This window comes from Flavihumibacter sp. ZG627, from assembly GCF_000814325.1.
Classification (GTDB): Bacteria; Bacteroidota; Bacteroidia; order Chitinophagales; family Chitinophagaceae; genus Flavihumibacter.
Genome location: NZ_JPHF01000009.1, coordinates 76,446 through 95,736, shown reverse-complemented (window position 1 = coordinate 95,736; position 19,291 = coordinate 76,446). Strand labels below are relative to the sequence as shown.

Genomic DNA, 19,291 nt, shown 5'->3' with positions numbered 1-19,291 from the left:
TTAAGATTAGCGAATAATTCATTCATGAGCCGTCTCAATATTTTAATCTTTACTTCTTTATTGCTTTTGTCTTGCATGGCTATGGCACAGCCTGCCATGCCCTCACAAATATCTGTGCATGATCCGGTGCTTATTAAAGAAAAGGGCAAATGGTATTTATTTGCAACTGGAATGGGAATCAGTGTATGGAGTTCAGCAGATATGAAGAACTGGAAGCCTGAAAAGCCGGTATTTTCCGAACCACCTCAATGGGCTGTCCAAACCATTCCAGGTTACCGCGGGCATACTTGGGCGCCGGATATAAGCTTTGATGGAAAGAACTATTTTCTGTATTACAGTGTATCTGCCTTTGGAAAGAACACATCGGCAATTGGTGTTGCAGTTAATAAAACACTGGATCCGTCATCTGCTGATTTTAAATGGATAGATAAGGGAAAGGTCATCCAATCTGTACCTGGTCGGGATATGTGGAATGCTATTGATCCCAATCTTATCCGAGATGATAATAGTCAACCCTGGCTGGTATTTGGCTCATTCTGGAATGGAATGAAACTGGTAAGACTTAATAATGACCAGGATGCCCCCGCAATTCCAGAACAATGGTTTACTGTGGCAGCAAGGCAGCGCAGTTATTATTTGCCCGATACTGCAGCCGGTGATGCCGCAATTGAAGCGCCATTTATCATAAAGAGAGATAATTATTATTATCTCTTCGTTTCATTTGATTATTGCTGCAGGGGTGAACGCAGTACTTATAAGATAGTTGTTGGAAGGTCCGAAAAACTTGAAGGTCCATATATGGATTGGGATGGCTTAGCCATGAACCTTGGAGGAGGAACCACTGTTTTTGAAGGCAACCGTCAATGGTATGGCGTAGGCCATAATGCTGTTGTATCGGAGGGAGGAAAGGATTATCTTGTTTGTCATGGGTACGATGCCAATGATAACGGCAGGCCAAAGCTAATAATTCACGAGATGCAATGGCGAAATGGATGGCCATTCGTGCCCCGCTAACCAAATAAAAATAAACGATGTTAATATGAAAATAATGACTTTATTACTTGCCGCAGGGGCCCTGGCATTAACTACTCCTTCCTGTAAAAATGAGGAGCAAAAAGAATCAGGAGAACAATTGATTAAGAAGGGATCTCCCGACCCCGGAATTCATAAAGCATCATGGGGAATGTTTGATAACAGGGAAGTAGATCTTTATACATTGATCAATAAAAATGGGACCTCAGTTAAGATTACCAATTACGGCGCGATTGTTACGGCATTTGAAACAAAAGATAAAACCGGAAATTATAGCAGTATTGTTGTGGGTTTTGATAGTTTGTCCCCCTATTTGCAAAGCCCACCCTATTTTGGCGCGATCATAGGCCGTTATGGAAACAGAATTGGGGGTGGAAAATTTACTATAGGAAAGGACACTTATACGCTTGCCACAAACGATGGAGAAAATCATCTCCATGGTGGTGAAAAGGGATTTGATAAAGTAGTTTGGGTGGCGGATGCTTTAGTTGACAGCATCCCATCAATTACGCTTCGGTATGAAAGCAAAGATGGAGAGGAGGGCTATCCGGGCAACCTTAAGGTAACAGTTATGTATACGTTGTCTGATAATGATGAATTACGGATTGTTTATGATGCAACAACGGATAAACCCACACCGGTGAATCTTACCAATCATAGTTATTTCAATCTTACTGGTGATGTAATGAAAACTATTTTGGATCACGAGCTCCAGATCGATGCGGTGGCTTATACACCAGTGGACAAAGGTCTCATACCAACCGGGGAAATACGTGCAGTAGCCGGAACACCCTTTGATTTTACAACCCCTACTACTATTGGGAGAAGGATAGCACAGGTTCCCGGAGGCTATGACCATAACTGGGTGCTCAATAATAAAGAGGGATCATTAGCACAGGTGGCAACACTTACTGATACATTGAGCGGACGCTACCTTCAGGTGCATACAACAGAACCAGGATTGCAATTCTATTCAGGCAATTTCCTTGATGGTAAATTTATCAATCATACTGGTAATCCGGTTAATCTTCATACGGCACTTTGTCTGGAAACACAACACTTTCCCGACTCTCCGAATAAGAAAGAATTTCCCTCAACTATTCTGCAACCCGGACAAAAATATCATACTGAAACAATATATAAAGCAGGACTTAAATAGAATTAATAACCAAACAGAAAACAGCGGCAGATGAAGTTTTTTATTGACACAGCAAACCTTGATCAGATAAGAGAGGCGAATGCATTAGGTATTCTGGATGGTGTAACAACCAACCCTTCCCTGATGGCTAAAGAAGGCATCAAAGGCAATGAGGCCGTTCTTCAACATTACAGAAATATTTGTGAGATTGTTGAAGGTGATATTAGTGCGGAAGTATTAGGGACAGATTTCAATACAATAATTGAGGAAGGAAAAGTGTTGGCCGCATTGCATCCAAACATCGTTGTAAAAGTGCCAATGATCAAAGATGGGGTGAAGGCCATCAAGTGGTTTACTGATAATGGCATCAAAACCAATTGTACTTTGATCTTTTCTGCCGGACAGGCGATACTTGCTGCAAAGGCGGGTGCCACTTATGTATCGCCTTTTATAGGGCGTATTGATGATAGTGGATGGGATGGGATGCAGCTTATCAGCCAGATCTCTTCTATATATGCGGTACAGGGATTTAAATCCCAGATACTGGCAGCATCAATACGTAATGCTAACCATATAATTGATTGCGCTGAAGCCGGTGCTCATGTGATCACCTCGCCCCTGGATCCTATCCTTGGCTTGCTTAAGCATCCACTTACAGATATCGGACTTGCGAAATTCCTGGAAGATGCAAAGAAAATGTAACTATGATCCTACTCCCGCAGTTTAAGGCTTACTTGTTTGATCTGAATGGTACCATGATAGATGATATGGCCTACCATGTGCAGGCCTGGTCATCAATACTTAATGATGATCTTGGAGCAGCTCTGGATTATGAGAGATTGAAAGCTGAAATGTATGGGAAAAATGAAGAGCTCCTGGTAAGGATCTTTGGCGAAGCTAGATTCAGCGATCTTGAAATGAAGGAGCTTTCTATGGAAAAGGAGAGACGTTACCAGTCGGCATTTTACCCAGCGCTTAAACTTATTGATGGTTTACCCCGTTTGCTTGATGAATTGAAACAAAAAGGAATAAAAATGGCGATTGGTTCAGCTGCTATCCCCTTTAATATTGATTTTGTACTGGACAACCTGCAAATCCGCCATTATTTTGATGTTGTTGTGAGTGCACACGATGTGATGGTAAGTAAACCTCATCCTGATACATACCTGAAATGTGCCTCCCAACTGGGATTAAGTGCCTCTGAATGTGTGGTTTTCGAAGACGCACCAAAAGGAGTTGAAGCAGCTCAGAATGCGGGGATGAAATGCGTGGTATTAACCACCATGCATGATGAAAGCGAATTCAGGAACTATAACAATATCATTCGATTTATAGCCGATTTTAATCAGCTATAACCACTCGCTGTATGGACTCTGCGACTCTATGGAAAGAAACTAATAAATAAATGTAAAATATACATTTAATATTAATTTAGTTGTATATTGGCACTGAATTGCATGTCATAATAAGAAGAATATGTCAGATTTGTTTGTCATTGGGGTTGATTACGGCACGGACTCAGTTCGGTCGGTAATTGTAGATACAGCCACTGGTGCTGAAGTTTCCTCTTCTGTATATTATTACCCCCGCTGGAGGGATGGTCTTTATTGTGATGCGGCATCAAGCCGTTTCCGTCAGCATCCTTTGGATTATATTGAAGGGTTGGAGGAAACGGTGAATGAATGCCTTCGTATTGCGGGAACTGCAGTTGCTTCAAGAGTAAAAGCCATTTCTGTTGATACAACAGGATCCACCCCGGTTGCTGTAGATCGCACGGGCACTCCTCTGGCCCTCAGCCCTGAATTTGAGAATAATCCCAACGCAATGTTCATTTTATGGAAAGACCATACTTCTGTTAGGGAAGCAGCGGAGATAAATGAACATGCATTGAAATTCGATATCAATTACCTCGACTTTGTTGGCGGAATTTATTCATCCGAATGGTTTTGGGCAAAATTGCTTCATATCCTTCGTACTGACCCGGCTGTTCGCGGTAGCTATTATTCCTGGGTTGAGCAATGTGATTGGATACCTTTTCTTTTAACAGGTGGCACTGATGTTACTCAGTTAAAGCGGGGTGTTTGTTCAGCAGGCCATAAAGCCCTTTGGGCAAAAGAATTTGATGGGCTACCTCCCGATAGTTTCTTTAGCTCCCTTGATCCTTTGCTTTCCGGATACAGATCACGATTATTTACAGAAACCTTTACCGCCGACAAGGCAGCAGGTAATCTTTCAATTGAATGGGCAGAGAAACTTGGATTATCAACTGATGTTATAATTGGTATAGGAGCTTTTGATGCGCATATGGGTGCCGTGGGTGGACAGATAGAACCTTATCATCTGAGTAAAGTGATGGGCACCTCTACCTGCGATATGTTGGTGGCGCCTATTGATGAAGTAGAGCATATCTTGGTAGAGGGTATTTGCGGGCAGGTGCCAGGTTCAGTTATCCCGGGCATGATGGGCATGGAGGCGGGCCAGTCGGCCTTTGGCGATACATATGCATGGTTTAGAAAAATGACCACACAATCCATCGGTAAAATGTTGCGTACATCATCGCATATTGATGCTGGTTTGGCTGCGATCCTGGAAGAAGAACTGAATGAACGATTCATAAAGGAAGTTTCGCAACAGGCCGCTGCATTGCCGCTGGATGAAAACGATGAACTGGCAATTGACTGGCTGAACGGACGTCGCACGCCGGATGCCAATCAACTCTTGAAGGCCACCATAACGGGGCTGCACCTGGGAACAGATGCTCCAAGGATACTTCGCTCGCTGATTGAAGCTACATGTTTTGGCGCAAGGGCAATCGTCGATCGTTTTAATGAACAGGGTGTTCCTGTGAAGGGGTTAATTGGATTAGGCGGTGTGGCAAGAAAGTCGCCCTATATTATGCAGGTGATGTCTGATGTTATGCAAATGCCTATACGAATTCATCGGTCAGAACAGACCTGTGCCGCGGGAGCTGCCATGTTTGCCGCTACTGCTGCAGGCATTTTTGGTAAAGTGGAAGATGCAATGGATATAATGGGGCAGGGATTTGATGCAGAATACTATCCTGATCCTAAGAATGCCAATCATTATGAAAGAAGGTACCAGCGTTACCTGGAACTGGGTAATTACATTGCAACCTACCAAACCATAAATACTGCAGAGACATCACCTGTTAATAATTAATGTAATTATCTATGTTTCATCAGATTCGACAAGAAGCCTTTGAGGCAAATATGCAGTTGCCCAGGCTCGGCCTGGTGCTTTTCACCTTTGGAAATGTAAGTGCTGCAGATAGGAGTCGGAGGGTTTTTGCGATCAAGCCAAGTGGCGTTCCTTATGATCAGCTAACTGCAGATGCAATGGTCATAGTGGATTTTGATGGTAAAGTAGTGGATGGTGATCTACGACCATCCTCTGATACTCAAACACATGCCGTATTATATAATCACTGGGAAGGTATAGGAGGAATAGCTCATACACATTCCACTTATGCTACCGCATGGGCGCAGGCACAAAGGGATATCCCAATTTTCGGAACTACGCATGCAGATCATACAACGGTTGATATTCCTTGTGCAGCTCCTATGCCTGATTCAATGATACAGGGCGATTATGAATACCAGACAGGTTTTCAGATAATGGAATGTTTCAAAGAACGCAATCTTGATTTTAAAGAAGTAGAAATGATACTGGTGGGTAACCATGCACCTTTTACCTGGGGTAAGAATGCAGCTAAGGCAGTTTATAACTGTGCTGTTCTTGAGACAGTGGCAAAAATGGCCCTATATACAGAACAAATCAATCCGAATGCAACAAGATTAAAAGATGCACTGATCAAAAAACACTATGACCGGAAACACGGCGATAATGCTTATTACGGCCAATAAATAATTTCGAATTACAACAAGCCATCAAAATATAATAAACATGGGTTCCCTCAAACATCTTGAGGTCTGGTTCCTTACAGGAAGCCAGCATCTTTACGGAGAAGAGACATTAAAACGGGTTGCTGAGCATTCGCAAACAATTACCAGATCACTTAGTGCTGCTACATCCATACCTGTTACAGTAGTGTATAAGCCGATTTTAACCACAACTGATGAAATATTTTCGATTTGCCAGGAAGTGAATAATGCAAAAAATTGTATCGGTGTGATCACCTGGATGCATACTTTCTCTCCATCCAAGATGTGGATCAGGGGGTTAAAAATATTGCAGAAGCCATTACTTCATCTGCACACCCAATTCAATCGGGATATACCATGGTCACAGATCGACATGGATTTTATGAACCTGAACCAGAGTGCTCATGGCGATCGTGAGTTCGGTTTCATGATGACCCGCATGCATATGCGCCGTAAAGTGGTTGTTGGCCATTGGGAAGATCCTGCAGTGCATGAACGCATCAATGTATGGGCAAGGGCTGCCGCCGGATGGGCCGATTGGCAGGGTGCAAAATTTGCCCGATTTGGAGACAACATGCGCCAAGTGGCAGTTACAGAAGGCGATAAAGTAGAGGCTGAACTAAAATTCGGTTATTCCGTCAACACTTATGGGATAGGTGACCTGGTAAAAGTTATTTCTGAAGTTTCAGATGCAGACATTGATCGGCTTTGCCAGGAATACGATGAACAGTACAAGCTGGTAGATGTATTAAGCAAAAATGGTTCGCAACGTTCCTCTCTGAAAGAAGCAGCCAGAATTGAAATTGGATTGCGGTATTTTCTTGAGCAGGGGGGCTTTAAAGGGTTTACAGATACTTTTGAAGACCTCCATGGAATGGTGCAGCTGCCCGGTATCGCCACACAGCGTCTGATGGCTGAAGGGTATGGCTTTGGAGGTGAGGGCGATTGGAAAACTGCAGCACTGGTACGCGCCATGAAGGTGATGGGAACCGGACTACAGGGAGGAAATTCTTTTATGGAAGATTATACTTATCATTTCGATCCGGCAAACCCTATGGTGCTTGGCTCACATATGCTGGAGATCTGCCCATCAATTGCTCATGGTAAGCCGGCATGCGCTGTTCATCCATTAGGAATTGGCGGGAAAGCTGACCCGGTAAGGTTGATCTTTAATGTAGATGGAGGTGCCGCCATTAATGCTTCTATTATTGATATGGGCAACAGATTCAGGTTGCTTGTAAATGAAGTGGAGGCCATCGCCCCGGTACATGATATTCCTAACCTCCCAGTAGCAAGGGTGTTGTGGAAACCACTGCCCGATATGCAAACAGGATGTGCGGCATGGATACTCGCTGGTGGCGCACACCATACCTGTTACAGCCAGAACCTCAGAACTGAACACCTTGAAGACTTCGCAGATATGAGCGGTATTGAGTATGTACTCATCGGAAAGAACACAAATCTTTATCAATTCAAGAATGAATTGCGCTGGAGTGATGTATATTTCCAAATCAATTCTTAACCATAAACAACGGGCTAGCTTGTCATGATTAACCAACTCTCAACTGCCGATATAATCGTCTTCCTCATCTATTTTGTTGTGGTGGCGGGATATGGAATCTGGATCTATAATCAAAAGAAAAAAGCTGTTACGGATACTAAGGATTTCTTCCTTGCTGAAGGATCTCTTACATGGTGGGCTATTGGGGCCTCCCTCATCGCATCCAATATTTCTGCCGAACAATTCATCGGTATGAGTGGAAACGGTTTCTTCGTTGGGATTGCAGTAGCAGCCTATGAATGGATCGCCGCATTGGCACTTATCATTATTGCGGTTTGGTTTATACCAATCTATCTTAAGAACAAGATATATACCATGCCTCAGTTCCTGAAGATCCGGTATAACGAAACGGTGGCATTGATTATGGCTATATTCTGGCTCTTCCTCTATGTATTTGTAAACCTGACCTCTATTCTTTATCTCGGCGCAATAGCCATTGACGGCTTGCTTGGCGGTCAATACCTCCATACTGTTATGGTGGCCCTGGCGATCTTCGCAATCATCATAACGCTGGGTGGAATGAAAGTGATTGGCTATACAGATGTTATCCAGGTTGGTGTGCTTATTATCGGTGGACTGGCAACTACCTATATGGCTTTAACACTGGTTAGTGAAAAATTTGGACTGGGGAGTGATGCTATCGCCGGATTTAAGGTGTTGATGCAGGATGCTCCTGACCATTTCCACATGATCCTCGATAAACCAACCGCCGACTCCCCCCAGGAACATATTGATAAATACCTTATCCTGCCCGGCATTCTGATGTATGCTGCCGGTCAATGGATCGTGAACCTTAATTACTGGGGATGTAACCAATACATCACACAACGTGCACTGGGTGCCGACCTTCATACAGCACGTACTGGTATTCTTTTCGCAGGATTCCTCAAGCTTATGATGCCGGTAATTGTAATGTTACCTGGAATTGCTGCTTATGTGTTGCATAAGAACGGGCATCTCCCCCAACTTACTGGTGGCATGGATGGCGCCTATTCCGCCGTGTTAAGCTTTCTTCCTTCTGGATTGAAAGGTTTGTCAGTAGCCGCATTAACCGCCGCAATCGTTGCTTCGCTTGCAGGCAAGGCAAACAGTATCTCAACCATTTTTACGCTCGATATTTATAAAAAATACATTAAGCGGGAAGCTGATGAAACCAAGATGGTATGGATCGGCAGGTTAACTGTTGTACTGTCAATGATAATTGCCGTGATGTTCACCTGGGAAGATACGCTGGGAATTGGTGGTGCAGGGGGGTTTACCTTTATCCAGAAATATACCGGATATATTAGTCCGGGTGTATTTGCCATCTTCACCCTGGGTATGTTCTGGAAAAGAACCACCGGGGCCGCTGCCGTTGCGGGTATCCTCTTCGGTTTCGCCTTTTGCGTATTCTTCAACGAGTTCGCCCCAACGCTTTTTGGGAATGACACTTTCTTCTATACAGCATATAGGAACAATGCCGGCGAGTACGAAATACCTTTCCTGATCAGTATGGGACTATCCTTCTTTTTTACCGTTGCTATTATGGTAGCAATGAGCTTTGCAGGTCCCAAAGTTCACCCAAAGGCCTTCCACCACGAGAAGGGAATGTTCAATGTGAAGCCGATTACCGTGGTTCAGATTGTAATTACCTTGCTTATCCTTATGGCACTGTATGTGAAATTCTGGTAACTTCGCGCATCAGAAATTATGGGAAGAATAGAATACAAAAATTACGACAGGTTCCTGCTGGCAGTGGATTGTATCATTTTCGGTTTCGATGGAACAGGCCTGAAAGCCTTGTTAGTGAAGCGTGGACTTGAGCCCGAAATAGGGAAGTGGTCACTTATGGGAGGATTTGCGGAAAAAGACGAAAGTGTTGACAGTGCGGCACAGCGTATATTATATAGGCTCACCGGACTGGAAAAGATCTACATGGAACAACTTCATTGTTTCGGTGATGTGGGAAGGGATCCGGGCGGACGAGTTGTATCAATAGCATATTTTGCCCTCATCAAGATTGATGAGTCAAGTACTGAACTGCTTAATTCTCATAACGCGAAGTGGTTTGACCTTAAAAAGTTGCCTTCGCTTGTATTTGATCATAAAGCAATGGTGAAACTGGCAAAGGAGCGCTTACAGCAGAAGGTTAGTAATCATCCAATCGGATTTGAGCTTCTGCCAAACAAATTCACGCTCCAACAGTTACAGGGGCTCTACGAAGCCATTTTCGAAACCGCTTTTGATAAACGCAATTTTACACGCAAAATATTATCGCTGGGAATTCTTCAACGCCTGGATGAAAAGGAAAAAGAATCTTCTAAAAAGGGTGCTTTTTATTACATATTCGATAAGAAAAAATACAAGCAACTCGAATCTGAGGGGATCAAGCTTATTTAAATAATTTATTCAAGACTGTGCCCGCAGTACTTGCAGAATTTTGCATCGGGATCATGTCCATAAGCCGAGCAGTTGGGGCATGCTGTGGTATTTGTTTCATCGCGACGGGCGCTTCTTGATAATTCTACTGTAACTATACCCGTGGGCACGGCAATAATTGCATAGCCCAGTAGCATAATAAAAGACGCGATCAGTTTTCCAACGGGAGTTATCGGCGAAATGTCTCCATAACCAACTGTTGTTATCGTTACAATTGCCCAGTAAACACTTTGAGGAATACTGCTGTATTTTTCATTTACCCCGCTTTCTACTACGTATATCAAGGCACCAAGGATAATACTTAACAGCACAACGAAACTTAGAAAAATGCTAATGCGCCGGGCACTTGCTTTCATTGCTAAAACAATCGTAGTGCCCTCACGTACAAACTGACTTAGTTTAAGAATTCGGAAAACCCGCATAAGCCTTAGTGCACGTATAGCCAGTAAAAAATGTGATCCGGGAATAAGAAGGCTCAGGTATGTTGGAAGAATTGACAAGAGATCAATGATCCCATAAAAACTGGTGATGTATTTTACCGGCCTCTTTACAGAGATCACTCTTAATACATATTCAATCGTAAAAAGTATTGTAACGATCCATTCGAGGGTAACTAATTCCTTTCCATATATAGCCTTTACTGACTTCATGCTTTCGAGCATTACTATAGCAAGGCTCAGTAAAATGAAAAACAGTAAAGCAAGGTCAAAAATGCGGCCAGCTTTCGTGTCGGCTTCAAAGATGATAGTGAAAAGTTTCTGTTTCCAGTTTTGTTGTACGGGGTTAAGCACGGTCTTTTGACTCATACAAACAATTTACGAAAATGCTTTATTTATCTAGCGTTTTACAATGTCGATGATCAATATCGGTGGATCAAAATACTGATCATTTTCAGGTTTGTTATAGATCTTCCTCATCACATCCATTCCACCAATGACCTTACCAAATGCTGCATAACCCTGGCCATCCGGATTGTTTTCGCCACCATAATCCAGTCCGGGCTGGTCTGCAATGCAAATGAAGAATTCAGAACTTGCGCTACCGGGTTGTTCCCTGGCGAGCGATAAGGTGCCGGCAAGATGCCGAAGTCCGGTCTGCTGAGTGGTTTCATGTTCCACCCTGGGAACTTCAGGACGTTTCTTTGTCCGGCTCCATAAACCACCCTGCAAGAGTTCTGCCTTGGGGGCATTGGATGGCTGGTTTGCATCATTGAGTACCCGGTAGAAACTGCTCCGTTTATATAAACCTTTATCAACGATCGCCAGAAAGGCGGCTGCAGATTTTGGTGCTTTGTCCGGAAATACAGCTACAGTTATGCTGCCTTCAGAGGTTTTAATAACACATTCTACCACCCCCTCAGGAGCCTTGTTCAACGAACATGCACAAAGGATAACCGAGCTAAGTAGTAACACTATATTTCTTTTCATATTTGCATTTTGTTGCACGGTATAAGGTACAGTTTATTACATTCATCGATATCTGATAAATTGAAATGAAATTATTTTCAGATTTATGTGTTTACAGTTTGTTAAACCGCTGGTAACATTCCATTCATTTTGCGAGGATAGTTTTGTGCTCTCAAATTTTCAACTAACTATTTATGAGAGTGCCGGTAAATTCTCGGGCTTATTGCCTGACAATGCTTCTGTTTCTATTATCACCCGTTTTACTTCTTGCACAGGATTTGATCACTGGTAAGATTTTGTCACAGACTGACTTTACCCCTTTAAGCGGGGTTTCAGTTACAATTAAGGGAAGCAATAAAGGGGTCGCATCAGGTACGGATGGTAAATTCCGTATACCAGCAAAAGTTGGCGATGTTTTGTTAATTAGTGGTATAGGCATTCGGCCCCTGGAGTACAATGTGAATAATAATGACGATATAATTTTGAATGTTATTACTACCACTAATTCATTAAATGAAGTAGTGGTAACGGCATTGGGTATCCGCAAAGAAAAAAGAAAACTAGGTTATGCTATCCAGGATGTAAAAGGCGAAGATCTTACTGTTGCCAGGGAATCGAATTTAGTAAACCAACTTGCTGGTAAAGTGGCGGGTGTTACAGTAGTTGGAAGTAATTCCGGCATCGGAGGTTCCGCTCGTGTTTCCATAAGAGGTGAAAGATCTGTTGATCTTAATAAAAATCAACCTCTCTATGTAATAGATGGAGTTCCTGTAAGTAATGCAATTGCAGGGGGATCTGGCCGGGGAAATACAGAGGTTGATTTTGGCAATGGTGCTTCCTTTCTTAATCCGGATGATATTGAATCAATGTCAGTATTGAAAGGGCCGGCAGCGTCTGCTTTATATGGATCACGAGCAGCCAATGGTGTTATCTTGATAAAGACAAAAGCGGGTCGTGTTCAAAAAGGTGTTGGAGTTGAAGTGAATTCTAATTTTACTGCAGAGAATGCCTTGAAGTTACCTGAGTATCAAACTGTTTATGGTCAGGGAAATGGTAATGGTGGTGACTTTGCCTTTGTAAATGGTGGGGGTGCTGGTTTAACCGATGGAACTGATGAAGGATGGGGACCGGCATTTAATGGACAGCTTTACCCTCAGTATAATTCTCCCCGTACACTTAATGGTCAGCCAATCGATTTCCTCGGTGGTGACCTGAATGCCCCTGTTGGTTCCGAAATAACACCTACACTTTGGCAGGCAGATAAGGACAACCTTAAAAACTTTCTTCAAACGGGAAGAACATTTACAAATAATGTTGCCTTAGTGGGAGGTAATAAAAATGGGGATTTTCGGCTTTCTTATACTAATCTTGATCAAACAGGAATTGTTCCAAATACTGATCTGAGACGTAATACTGTTTCCCTTTCCGGAGGATACAATTTTAATGATAAGTTGTCTGCACGAACTTTTGTAAGTTATATAAAGAGTGAAAGTGATAATCGCCCATCCATCAGCTATGGCACGGAAAGTATTATGTACTTGTTTAACAGCTGGTTACCTTCCTCAGTAAAAGTTTCGGATATGAAGAGGAGATATATGAAAGGAGCTGAAGGCCTAAGGCAGTTTGGATGGAACTATAACTACCACGATAATCCATATTTCACTATGTATGAGAATACAAATGGCCAATTCTATGATCGTATCATTGGAAATGTTATTCTCAAGTATGAATTTACAAACTGGCTCAATATACAAATGCGAACTGCCACTGATTGGAGTCAGGAACGACGTGAATACCGCAGGGCATTTAGTACACAACGTTTTCCATTTGGACAATATCGTGAAGTAAATATCACCAATGAAGAAAGAAACAGCGATCTCCTTCTTACTGCCGCTAAAGAATATGGAGATTTTAATCTTAGCGCAAGCGTAGGTGGCAACCAGATGAGGCAATCATCCCGTTTTCTGGAAGATGTAGCCGGGCAGCTTAATGTTCCTGGTGTTTATAATCTTACAAACAGCCGCATTCCCCTGGTTACTGATCAGCGAATCATTCAAAAACGTATAAACAGTGTATATGGTACAGCTTCCGTTGGATATAAGAATGTAATTTTCCTTGATGTTACTGGTCGTAATGACTGGAGTAGCGCCCTTACTCTTCCAGAATCATTAAAAGCGCTAGGTTCTGAGGATAATTCTTATTTCTACTCATCGTTTGCATTGAGTGCCATTCTTAGTGATATGGTTGCAATGCCTGACTTTATCAGCTTTGCAAAACTACGCAGTAGTTTCGCCCAGGTAGGTAATGATACTGATCCCTTCACCTTTACTCAATCTTACAACCCAAGTACACCTTTCGGCTCCTCACAAGTATATGGCGAAACAGACAGATTAGCTAACCTCAACCTTAAGCCCGAGATCAGTTCTGCTTTTGAATTTGGCGCTGATCTGCGTTTCCTGAACAGCAGAATAGGCCTTGATCTTACTTATTATACCAGCCGTACAAGAAACCAGATTTTAAATATTCCACTTTCTGGTACCAGCGGATATAATAGCAGGGCCATTAATGCCGGTGAAATTAAGAACTGGGGAGTAGAGGCTATGCTGAATATAATACCAATAAAGACTAAAAACTTTACCTGGACCACTGATCTGAATTTTTCTGCCAATAGAAGCGAAGTGGTAGAACTTCGGGATGGACTTACCAATTTCGTAATGGCGAGCAGGAGTGTAAGTATTGAAGCAAGAGTGGGTGAACGTATGGGCGATATGTACGGAATAGGTTTTGCGAGGGTACAGAACTCGGATGTTAATGCTCCTTTCTATGATGGCACAGGTAAGTATGTTGGACAAATGGTGTTTGGCTCTAACGGTAGGCCAGTACGTACAACCAACAGGATCAAACTGGGAAATTATAATCCCGACTGGATGATGGGCTTCCGAAACAGATTTAATTATAAAGGTGTGATCCTGGGTGTCTTATTTGATATCCGTCAGGGTGGTGTTCTTTATTCACATACCCAGACTGTTGGCCGTGAAGGTGGAATTATTACTGAAACATTGGAAGGCCGTGCAGATGGATATGATTTAAGCAAAGACGGTAATGGCGTTATAGGGCAGGGTGTTGTTGCCAATGCTGATGGCAGTTTCTCTCCTAATACTAAAAAGCTTACTGCGCGTGAGTGGCATTCAGCATGGACCGGAGGTCGTGGAATTGCAGAAGGTGTGATGTATGATGCTTCTTTCGTAAAGTTACGCGAATTGCAAATTGGTTTTAATATTCCAGACCATATATGGGGTAAACTACCATTTACTGGTTGTACAATATCACTGGTTGGTCGCAACTTGTTTGTATGGGATGATGTGCCTCATGTTGATCCGGAAAATATGAGTTATAGTGGGGGTACCGCGTTGCCAGGTATTGAATATCATGCAATTCCTTCTACACGTAGTTACGGCGTTAATCTCTCATTCAAACTCTGATCCTCTCAAAAAATTCAAAATTGTTTTATGAAGCTTATTAAATATATAGTACCTGTATTAATAGCCGCTGCATCTGTTGGCTGCACTAAGGATTTTGCAGACATTAATACAAACAAGAATGTGCCTACCGCTGTTAATCCTGACCTTTTATTAAGTGGAGTAATTCGAAACATGATGAATCGCCAGGTAAGTGAAGCCTGGAGCATCGGAAATATTGTTGCTCAATACCATGCTAAAATCCAGTTTGTAAATGAAGACCGCTATCTATGGGGTGAACAAAATGGCCTTTGGAATGATGTTTATGGTAATAACAGGAACCTGCAGAATATATTCTCTCTTGTTGGAAAGGATGAATCAAATGGATATAATGGTATTGCTCTGGTTTTGAAATCGTGGATGTTTGCACAGGCTACTGATGCATATGGTGATCTTCCCTATTTGGAGGCAGGTAAAGCAAAGTCCGAGGGAGTTTACGCACCAAAATATGATACCCAGGAATCGATCTATGAAGGCATCCTTTCAGACCTGGGAAAAGCCAATGATATTCTAGCTGTTAGTACCACAAGTATAGGAGGCGATATACTTTACGGAGGTGGTACTGCATCTTTGCTAAAATGGAGAAAACTGGCAAATTCATTAAGACTTAGATATCTGCTTAGATTATCTTCAAAGAAGGATGTGAAAGCCGAAATGCAGTCCATTTTAGATCAGCCGGGCAAATTCCCTCTTATTGAAAGTAATACTGATAATGCTGCTCTTAAATACCAGGCTCAGGCCCCAAACCAGTGGCCTCTGTACGGAACCAGGGTTGGATCGTTTGATGAGTTCAGGGTTAGTAAAACACTTGATGACCGCTTAACTGCTCTAAATGATCCGCGACTGTTGGTTTTTGGTCGACCTTCCCAGAAATCAATTGCAGCTGGTTCTCCCACAATAGAAGGAATACCAAATGGATTAGGTGATGTTGCAGCACTTAATTATAATGGTGGGCCGCAGGGAGTAAGCCGGGTGGGATATACATTTGCATGCCTGGTTTGTAATGATGCAGGACAGGCAGTACCGGTAGCAGATGCACCCCGTGCATTACTGATGACCTTTGCGGAACTTCAGTTTATCATGGCTGAAGCAAAGGAAAAAGGATTAATAACTACCGGGGAAGCAGCATCCTTTTACCACCAGGGCATACAGGCCAACATGGAGTTTTGGAAATCAATTGTACCTGCTGAGTATGGAATAAATGTTAGTGTGGGTGATGACTATTTTACTCAGGCTGGTGTGGCGTACACTGGAAACAGTGTAGAGAAATTATCAAAAATCGCCCTACAGAAGTGGGTAGCACTTTATTTCAATGGCTTGGAAAGTTGGTTTGAATGGCGCCGTACAGGGTTGCCCGAGATCATTCCTGGCCCGGATAACCTGAACGATAATAAAGTTCCCGTCAGATATATATATCCTCTTTCAGAACAATCTCTAAATTCAGTTAATCGTAAAGAGGCAGTTGATCGGCAAGGTGAGGACAACCAGAATACCCGCGTCTGGCTGATAAAATAAACTGACTTAGATTTAGACATAATCCCATTGCGAAACCTCCCTGGTGAAGTTTCGCAATCGGTTCTTTAAACGCGCTCAATATATTTTACTTGAAAGAGAATTTTTTTATAAAGATTAGTAAATGTATACTACTGCTTACCTTTTTCCATACATCCTATTCGCAGGAATCGAAAATGCTGGTAGTTCCGGGTTCTGACCAGTATTGCATCATTGATACTGCTGGCACCAGCGTTTTGCCTAGTGGCAGATGGGTAAGGCCTGCAGGGAAAACTATCCGTATAACCCATGATCCTTTCGGAATGGTCATCTCTCCAGATGGAAAGAAAGCAATAACCCTTCATAATGGTGTATTTACCATAATTGATCTGGCCAATATGAATTCAATCAGGGTACCCTCCTATGATGGGAAAGTTCTTTCCCCTCTTTCAAACGGATCTTTTCTTGGTGTCACTTTCGGGAAAGATACTCGTACCATTTATCTAAGCGGAGGCGATAATGGTTCTGTCATTGTATACGATATAGAACGCATGCAGCGAACTGATTCTATTTCTCTTAATGGCAGAATAAATGGAGTAAATTATGAGGATAGTTTTACCTCTGATATGATTTATAATGCTGAAGAAAATGAACTGCTGGTTCTTGACAGGGGTAATTTTCGAATGGTTCGAATTGATATTGCCTCAAGAAAATTGAAAGCATCTATTAATACCGGCCGACAGCCATTTGGCATCTCCCTTAGTCCTGATAGTAAACTAGCCTTTGTAGCCAATGTTGGGATGTATTCCTATCCATTGATTCAAGGAGCAACTCAGGCCAATTATGATTCTTTGTTAATCAATTGGCATCCTTATGGCGACAATACTAAGGAATCTATTGAAGGTACTGTCATCGATGGCAAAACAATCCCAGGCGTCGGAAGTCCCCATTCACCTGAAGCAATGAGTGTTTATGCAATTGACTTATCCAAAAACAAAGTGATTCACCAACTTAAGACCGGTATGCAACTGGGTCAGATGGTGGAAGATGCAGAAGTAGTTGGAGGTGCCAGTCCTAATTCAATTGCTGTTGGAAAAAAATATGCTTATGTTACAAATGCAACCAATGATAATATTGCAGTGATTGATTATCGATTGCACAAGATCGTAAAACATATTCCTATAAAGGTGGATAAAAGAATTGATCAATACCGGGGATTGCTACCATTTGGAATTTCTCTAAGTAAAGACGAGAGAACTTTATATGTTGCTTTGCTTGGCTTGAATGCGGTTGCTGTTATAGATGCGGAAAAATCAATTACAAAGGGACTGATTCCAACGGGATGGGGTCCAGCCAGAGTTAAGCTTTCCCCCAATGAAAAAGAACTTTATGTTATCAGCTGCCGGGGTTATGGAGCCGGACCTAATGGAGGAGAAAATTTTATCGCCCCAGTACAAGGTACTTATGTAGGAGATATACAGTTGGCTACCTTCCAGAAAATTCCCCTACCTAATGTTGCAACTTTAGCTCGGCATACGGAGCTTGTAAAAGCTAATACCTTCAGGGAAGTTAAAGCTGAACATTCTTCAAATCCGCTTCCTCCCCTTCCAGGTTTATATTCTTCTCCTATTAAACACATTGTCTACATCACAAAAGAAAATCGGACTTATGATGAGGTGTTAGGGCATATAAGTGGTGCTAAAGGAGATCCCACGCTGGCCCGATATGGCACTGGAGTTACATTTGCTGGAAAAACAGATACTATCAGTGGGGCTGATATAATGCCTAACCATTCTAAAATTTCTAAAGATTTTGCCTTCAGTGATAATTTCTATTGTGACAGTGATGCTTCAATTCATGGACATCATTGGATGATGGGGGTGATACCCAATGAATGGGTTGAGGCTAATTCCAGTGTCAGCAAGTCTGCAAAGATCTTTTCTAATGCCCCTGGCCGTCGATTCCCCGGCTCAACTGGAAGTATAGACCCCGAAGATTATGCTGAAATTGGCGGACTCTGGGAAGCACTTGAAAGGCATAAAGTTCCATTCTATAATTTTGGACAGGCAAATGAAACTGCACATGTTAGAGAGGAGTGGACTGACACACTTACAGGAGCTGCCCATGGTGTAATGGTGCCCATGCAGAAAGCATTATGGAGCAGGACCAGTCATAACTATGCCGGATACAACACAAACATTCCCGACCAGTTCCGTATGGAACAATTTGAAAAAGAGTTTACAAAAATGTGGCTCAAGGGCAATGATTCCATGCCGGCATTCATTTCTGTAATGATCCCAAATGATCACGGTGCAAAGCCACGGCCTGATGACGGATACCCCTTTGTGCATTCTTATATGGCCGATAATGATCTGGCAACAGGAAGAATTCTTCACTTCCTGTCCCGAACTCCATACTGGAAAAATATGCTTATAATTATTACGGAAGATGATCCACAGGGTGGGGTGGACCATATTGATGCACATCGTAGCCTGCTGATGATGGCTTCACCATATGTAAAGCGGGGTCATTTGTCAGTTCATCATAGTAATTTTGGATCTATTTTGAAAGTCATTTACAATATTCTTGGGATTCGTTATGTAAATCAGTATGACGTTACAGCTTCTCTTTTACAAGATTTTTTTACTGATAGCCCTGACTTTCGTCCTTATAATATGGTTTTGCCAGATAAGAGGGTTTTTGACCCGGAGAAAGCGATGCAACGTTATAACCGATCTATTGATTGGAGGAAAGTTTTACAAGGTCCAAAAATGGATAATGAAGAAGAACAGAGAACAGACCATTACGAGAAAATAAATCAATAA

At 42.4% G+C, this 19,291-nt stretch carries 14 protein-coding genes; 12 read left to right on the top strand and 2 right to left on the bottom strand.

Features of this window, described 5'->3' with window-relative positions:
- Positions 1–24: 24 nt before the first annotated feature.
- From HY58_RS15465 to HY58_RS15425, 9 genes are all read left to right on the top strand, one after another.
- Complete coding sequence (locus HY58_RS15465) at positions 25–1,014, top strand: arabinan endo-1,5-alpha-L-arabinosidase (protein WP_039133972.1); 990 nt, start codon at positions 25–27, stop codon at positions 1,012–1,014.
- Positions 1,015–1,039: 25 nt separating this feature from the next.
- The gene (locus HY58_RS15460; RefSeq protein WP_052324195.1) at positions 1,040–2,191 is read left to right on the top strand and encodes an aldose epimerase family protein; all 1,152 of its coding nucleotides are present in this window, start codon (positions 1,040–1,042) and stop codon (positions 2,189–2,191) included.
- Positions 2,192–2,221: 30 nt separating this feature from the next.
- On the top strand, positions 2,222–2,872 hold the full coding sequence (gene fsa / locus HY58_RS15455) for a fructose-6-phosphate aldolase (protein WP_039133966.1): 651 nt from the start codon (positions 2,222–2,224) through the stop codon (positions 2,870–2,872).
- 2 nt (positions 2,873–2,874) lie between these two features.
- A complete protein-coding gene (locus HY58_RS15450; RefSeq protein ID WP_039133963.1) occupies positions 2,875–3,525 on the top strand; it encodes an HAD family phosphatase in 651 nt (216 codons plus the stop codon).
- A gap of 121 nt (positions 3,526–3,646) precedes the next feature.
- Entirely contained in the window at positions 3,647–5,350 is a 1,704-nt protein-coding gene (locus HY58_RS15445) for a ribulokinase (RefSeq protein WP_039133960.1), read from the top strand.
- A gap of 11 nt (positions 5,351–5,361) precedes the next feature.
- The gene (locus HY58_RS15440) at positions 5,362–6,054 is read left to right on the top strand and encodes an L-ribulose-5-phosphate 4-epimerase (RefSeq protein WP_039133957.1); all 693 of its coding nucleotides are present in this window, start codon (positions 5,362–5,364) and stop codon (positions 6,052–6,054) included.
- Between the two features lie 40 nt (positions 6,055–6,094).
- Positions 6,095–7,594: an L-arabinose isomerase gene (gene araA / locus HY58_RS15435; protein WP_039133954.1), complete on the top strand. Its 1,500-nt coding sequence runs from the start codon at positions 6,095–6,097 to the stop codon at positions 7,592–7,594.
- A gap of 24 nt (positions 7,595–7,618) precedes the next feature.
- Positions 7,619–9,304, top strand: a complete 1,686-nt coding sequence (locus HY58_RS15430) for a sodium/solute symporter (RefSeq protein WP_172644670.1) — start codon at positions 7,619–7,621, stop codon at positions 9,302–9,304.
- 18 nt (positions 9,305–9,322) lie between these two features.
- Positions 9,323–10,012: an NUDIX domain-containing protein gene (locus HY58_RS15425; RefSeq protein ID WP_039133950.1), complete on the top strand. Its 690-nt coding sequence runs from the start codon at positions 9,323–9,325 to the stop codon at positions 10,010–10,012.
- A gap of 5 nt (positions 10,013–10,017) precedes the next feature.
- On the opposite strand, the gene HY58_RS15420 is transcribed toward HY58_RS15425, so the two are convergent.
- Together HY58_RS15420 and HY58_RS15415 are read right to left on the bottom strand one after the other, a co-directional pair.
- On the bottom strand, positions 10,018–10,857 hold the full coding sequence (locus tag HY58_RS15420) for an ion transporter (protein WP_052324194.1): 840 nt from the start codon (positions 10,855–10,857) through the stop codon (positions 10,018–10,020).
- A gap of 30 nt (positions 10,858–10,887) precedes the next feature.
- Entirely contained in the window at positions 10,888–11,478 is a 591-nt protein-coding gene (locus HY58_RS15415) for a peptidylprolyl isomerase (protein WP_039133947.1), read from the bottom strand.
- Between the two features lie 212 nt (positions 11,479–11,690).
- Between HY58_RS15415 and HY58_RS15410 the strand changes: the two genes are divergently transcribed.
- The 3 genes from HY58_RS15410 (at position 11,691) to HY58_RS15400 (ending at position 19,291) form a co-directional block, all read left to right on the top strand.
- Positions 11,691–14,939, top strand: coding sequence for a SusC/RagA family TonB-linked outer membrane protein (locus HY58_RS15410; protein WP_253271590.1), 3,249 nt, complete (start codon positions 11,691–11,693; stop codon positions 14,937–14,939).
- 27 nt (positions 14,940–14,966) lie between these two features.
- The gene (locus tag HY58_RS15405) at positions 14,967–16,490 is read left to right on the top strand and encodes a SusD/RagB family nutrient-binding outer membrane lipoprotein (protein ID WP_216593817.1); all 1,524 of its coding nucleotides are present in this window, start codon (positions 14,967–14,969) and stop codon (positions 16,488–16,490) included.
- A gap of 89 nt (positions 16,491–16,579) precedes the next feature.
- Positions 16,580–19,291: a phosphoesterase gene (locus HY58_RS15400; protein ID WP_253271589.1), complete on the top strand. Its 2,712-nt coding sequence runs from the start codon at positions 16,580–16,582 to the stop codon at positions 19,289–19,291.

Excerpts from the sequence above, each read along its gene's own strand:
- HY58_RS15420 (WP_052324194.1), bottom strand. The coding sequence starts at position 10,857 with ATGAGTCAAAAGACCGTGCTTAACCCCGTACAACAAAACTGGAAACAG.
- HY58_RS15465 (WP_039133972.1), top strand. The coding sequence starts at position 25 with ATGAGCCGTCTCAATATTTTAATCTTTACTTCTTTATTGCTTTTGTCT.
- HY58_RS15450 (WP_039133963.1), top strand. The coding sequence starts at position 2,875 with ATGATCCTACTCCCGCAGTTTAAGGCTTACTTGTTTGATCTGAATGGT.
- HY58_RS15460 (WP_052324195.1), top strand. The coding sequence starts at position 1,040 with ATGAAAATAATGACTTTATTACTTGCCGCAGGGGCCCTGGCATTAACT.
- fsa (WP_039133966.1), top strand. The coding sequence starts at position 2,222 with ATGAAGTTTTTTATTGACACAGCAAACCTTGATCAGATAAGAGAGGCG.
- HY58_RS15440 (WP_039133957.1), top strand. The coding sequence starts at position 5,362 with ATGTTTCATCAGATTCGACAAGAAGCCTTTGAGGCAAATATGCAGTTG.
- HY58_RS15415 (WP_039133947.1), bottom strand. The coding sequence starts at position 11,478 with ATGAAAAGAAATATAGTGTTACTACTTAGCTCGGTTATCCTTTGTGCA.
- HY58_RS15425 (WP_039133950.1), top strand. The coding sequence starts at position 9,323 with ATGGGAAGAATAGAATACAAAAATTACGACAGGTTCCTGCTGGCAGTG.
- araA (WP_039133954.1), top strand. The coding sequence starts at position 6,095 with ATGGGTTCCCTCAAACATCTTGAGGTCTGGTTCCTTACAGGAAGCCAG.
- HY58_RS15410 (WP_253271590.1), top strand. The coding sequence starts at position 11,691 with ATGCTTCTGTTTCTATTATCACCCGTTTTACTTCTTGCACAGGATTTG.
- HY58_RS15445 (WP_039133960.1), top strand. The coding sequence starts at position 3,647 with ATGTCAGATTTGTTTGTCATTGGGGTTGATTACGGCACGGACTCAGTT.
- HY58_RS15405 (WP_216593817.1), top strand. The coding sequence starts at position 14,967 with ATGAAGCTTATTAAATATATAGTACCTGTATTAATAGCCGCTGCATCT.
- HY58_RS15430 (WP_172644670.1), top strand. The coding sequence starts at position 7,619 with ATGATTAACCAACTCTCAACTGCCGATATAATCGTCTTCCTCATCTAT.